Origin of the sequence: Nocardia wallacei, assembly GCF_029869545.1 — a bacterium.
In the GTDB taxonomy this organism is placed as follows: domain Bacteria; phylum Actinomycetota; class Actinomycetes; order Mycobacteriales; family Mycobacteriaceae; genus Nocardia; species Nocardia wallacei_A.
The window spans coordinates 1-3,816 of sequence record NZ_JARWQD010000245.1; the positions used below are offsets into that span (position 1 = coordinate 1).

Annotated in this window: 4 protein-coding genes; 1 reads left to right on the plus strand and 3 read right to left on the minus strand. The window is 69.3% G+C overall.

The features are described from left to right. Positions 1–284: 284 nt before the first annotated feature. Positions 285–1,511 (minus strand): glycogen synthase, encoded by a 1,227-nt coding sequence (gene glgA / locus QH290_RS20685; protein WP_280267010.1) that lies wholly within the window; start codon positions 1,509–1,511, stop codon positions 285–287. Between the two features lie 202 nt (positions 1,512–1,713). Here glgA and glgC point away from each other — a divergent pair, with 202 nt between their 5' ends. Beyond that, positions 1,714–2,928, plus strand: a complete 1,215-nt coding sequence (glgC, locus tag QH290_RS20690) for a glucose-1-phosphate adenylyltransferase (RefSeq protein WP_280267011.1) — start codon at positions 1,714–1,716, stop codon at positions 2,926–2,928. A gap of 4 nt (positions 2,929–2,932) precedes the next feature. Here glgC and QH290_RS20695 read toward each other — a convergent pair whose 3' ends face one another. Together QH290_RS20695 and QH290_RS20700 are read right to left on the minus strand one after the other, a co-directional pair. Then, positions 2,933–3,148, minus strand: coding sequence for a hypothetical protein (locus QH290_RS20695; RefSeq protein WP_280267012.1), 216 nt, complete (start codon positions 3,146–3,148; stop codon positions 2,933–2,935). A 208-nt stretch (positions 3,149–3,356) separates the two neighbouring features. Beyond that, a complete protein-coding gene (locus QH290_RS20700; protein WP_280267013.1) occupies positions 3,357–3,545 on the minus strand; it encodes a hypothetical protein in 189 nt (62 codons plus the stop codon). Positions 3,546–3,816 lie beyond the last annotated feature (271 nt).

Below are 3,816 nucleotides of genomic sequence, written 5' to 3' on the forward strand. Positions count from 1 at the left end.
TAGCGCCCCTCCCCTTTATTCTCGCGTTCACAACCTGGTTCCGGTATTCCTTTTACCCGGTGCGCTTTGGCCCGGTTACCCGTGCTCCCGCCCTGGGGCCGCTTCCACGGGAATGAGTGACACCACCGCGAGCACGAGAAACCACCCACCGCGGGCACGAAAACAAGAAACCACCCACCCCGAGCACGAAACAAGAAACCACCCGTCGCGGGCACGAAAACGAGAGACCACCCGTCGCGGGCACGAAAACGAGAAGCAACCCGTCGCGGGCACGGAGCGGCGGCTCAGCCCTTGCGGATGCGGTCGTAGAGGCGGATGGTTTGTTCGGCTACACGGGTCCAGTCGAATTCGGCGATGGCTCGGGCACGGCCGGCGGCGCCGAGGGAGTCGGCGAGCAGGCGGTCTCCGGCTATCGCGTTGACCGCGCGGGCGAGGCCGGACTCGAATGCCTCGGTGGCGGCGTCGTCGTAGGGGACCAGGCGGCCGGTGGTGCCGTCGGCGACGACCTCGGGGATGCCGCCCACATCCGAGGCCACCACCGCGGTGCCGCAGGCCATCGCCTCCAGGTTCACGATGCCCAGCGGCTCGTACACCGACGGGCAGACGAATACCGTTGCGGCCGCGAGGATCTGGCGCACCTGCTCGGTGGGCAGCATCTCCCGGACCCAGAACACGCCGCCGCGGCGGCGCGCCAGTTCCGCCACGGCCGCCGACACCTCGGCCTCCAGCTGCGGGGTATCGGGCGCGCCCGCGCACAGCACGATCTGGATATCCGGATCGAATTCCCGGGCGGCGGCGAGCAGATGCGAGACCCCCTTCTGCCGGGTGATGCGGCCGACGAAGGCGGCGATCGGCGCGTCGGTGCGCACCCCGAGCTCGGCCAGCACGTCCCGGGCGCCGTCGACCGGACCGCCCGGACACCATGCCTCGGCGTCGATCCCGTTGTGCACCACATGCACTCGCTCGGGGTCGACGGTCGGATACGCGTCGAGCACATCGCGCCGCATGCCCTGGCTGACCGCGATCACGGCATCGGCGTACTCCATCGCGTTGCGCTCCGACCACGACGACAGCCGGTAGCCGCCGCCCAGCTGCTCGGCCTTCCAGGGGCGGCGCGGTTCCAGCGAATGCGCGGTCAGCACGTGCGGGATGCCGTACAGGGTGGCGGCCAGATGCCCGGCCAGCCCGGTGTACCAGGTATGCGAGTGCACCACGTCCACGCCGCCGACGGCATCGGCCATGCGCAGCTGCGCCGACATCATCTGCAGGGCCGAATTGGCGGCGTACAGCATCGGATCCGGTTGATGCACCACGGCATCGGTGCGTGGCACCCCCATGCAGTGCACGGTCACCTCGCTCAGCCGCCGCAGCCGCGACACCAGCTGGGTGACATGCACCCCCGCCCCGCCGTACACCTCCGGCGGGTACTCACGGGTCAATACCGCGACCTGAAGCCGGGCCCGCTCCCGCGATTCGGTCGGCTCGCGTCCACCCTCCGCGCCGAAACTCACCGGTCCAACCTAATCGTTCGCCCCCGGCGTGACCACTCCCACACAATCGTGGCGTCGAGCGCCGGGCACGCGCGATCGACCCCCCTTCCGGGCAGCGACGGCCGCTGCGGGCCCGGGTACAGCACCGACGCCGCACGCGGGTGAGCGACGACTCCGGCTCCGCTGCCGGACACGGCATGGTTCGCGGCGGTAAGTTGGCGTTGTGAGGAGCCAGCCGCACGTACTCGGGATCGTGCTCGCCGGTGGTGAGGGCAAGCGACTCTTCCCGCTCACCAAGGACCGCGCCAAGCCGGCGGTCCCGTTCGGGGGCGCCTACCGCCTGATCGACTTCGTCCTCTCCAACCTGGTCAACGCCGGATATCTGCGGCTGTGCGTGCTCACCCAGTACAAGTCGCATTCGCTGGACCGGCACATCTCGCAGACCTGGCGGCTGTCGGGCTTCGGCGGGGAGTACATCACCCCCGTGCCCGCGCAGCAGCGGCTCGGGCCGCGCTGGTACACCGGCAGCGCCGACGCGATCATGCAGTCGCTGAATCTGATCTACGACGAGGATCCGGACTACATCGTGGTGTTCGGCGCGGACCACGTGTACCGGATGGATCCCGAGCAGATGGTGGCCCACCACATCGACTCCGGTGCGGGCGTGACCGTGGCCGGGATCCGGGTGCCGCGCAGCGAGGCGGGCGGATTCGGCTGCATCGACTCCGACGAGGCGGGGCGGATCACGCAGTTCCTGGAGAAGCCCGTCCATCCGCCGGGCACGCCCGACGATCCGAACGTCACCTTCGCGTCGATGGGCAACTACGTGTTCAGCACCAAGGTGCTGGTGGACGCGATCCGCGCCGACGCCGACAACGCCGACTCCGACCACGATATGGGCGGCGACATCATCCCGTCGCTGGTCTCGCAGGGCGAGGCGGGCGTGTACGACTTCGCGCGCAACGATGTGCCGGGATCCACCGACCGCGATCGCGGCTACTGGCGCGATGTGGGGACCATCGACGCGTTCTACGACGCGCATATGGATCTGGTGTCGGTGCATCCGATCTTCAACCTGTACAACAAGCACTGGCCGATTCGCGGCGCCGCGGAGAATCTGCCGCCCGCCAAGTTCGCGCAGGGCGGGCTGGCGCAGGAGTCGATCGTCGGGTCGGGCAGCATCCTGTCGGCGGCGACGGTGCGCAATTCGGTGCTGTCGTCGAATGTGTTCGTCGAGGACGGCGCGACCGTGGAGGGCAGCGTGCTGATGCCGGGGGTGCGGATCGGCCGCGGCGCGGTGGTCCGCCGGGCGATCCTGGACAAGAACGTGATGGTCGGCGAGGGCGAGATCATCGGCGTCGACATGGACCGCGACCGGGAACGATTCGCCGTCAGCAACGGTGGTGTGGTGACGGTGGGCAAGGGCGTCTGGGTCTAGCCCCTCAGCGCGGCGGGGGCGGCGCCGGGGTGGCCGTGCAGAACGGATAGCACGAGCCGCGCGTGATCGGCGGATTGCTGGCCGGATCGTCGAAACTGCTCCCGTTGACCAGCAACAGCACCAGCAGCGCCACGAACACCATGAAGCCCAGCAATACGACAGCCAGCACCAGCCAACTGCGCGGCGCGATTTCGAGCAGCACTCCGCGATCGAATAACACCGCGCCTCCACCAGTCGCGAATCACCTGTCCCCTCAATCATATCCACCCCGGCAAGCCCGGCCCGAAACGAACGCCACCACTACTTCTCGCACCCCCTGCGTGTTCCCGCACCGCCTGCAGGGCCTTGTAGAGGGTGCGGGAACACGCAAGGGGTGCGGGAACGGCGGGGTGCGGGAAGATGGTGCGGGGCAGTGGGGTTTGTGGTTGTCAGTGGGGGTTGGGGGCCGTGCAGAACGGGGCGCAGGTGCCGGGGGTGGTGGTTGTCGCGGGGGGCGGTGGGTCGTCGAAATCGGCTCCGCTGACGAGCAGTAGCACCACCAGGGCGATGATCACGACCAGTCCGAAGATCGCCGCCACCGGGAACAGCCAGCCCGACGGCAGGTGCGCCCCCAGCATCAATCCATGCTCGGCGATAGCGCATCACCTCCTCCTTCCCCGCGTAACCCCGTGCACCCCAACGAAACCGCGCACGACACAAACTTCCCGCACGCCTTGTGTGATCACGCACCCCTTGCGAGGCCCTGGAAGGGGTGCGTGATCGCGCAAGGGGTGCGGCGGTGGTGCGGTGGGCATGCGAGAGCGGCCCCCCGGCGGGGGGGGGGGGGGGCGGGGGGGGGGGGGGGGGCTTGGTTGGGGGGGGGGTATGGGGGGGGGGCCCCCCCGGGGG

What these genes read in the sequence shown, in the direction of transcription:
- QH290_RS20700 (WP_280267013.1), bottom strand. Translation starts at nt 3,545, where the DNA reads ATGCTGGGGGCGCACCTGCCGTCGGGCTGGCTGTTCCCGGTGGCGGCG.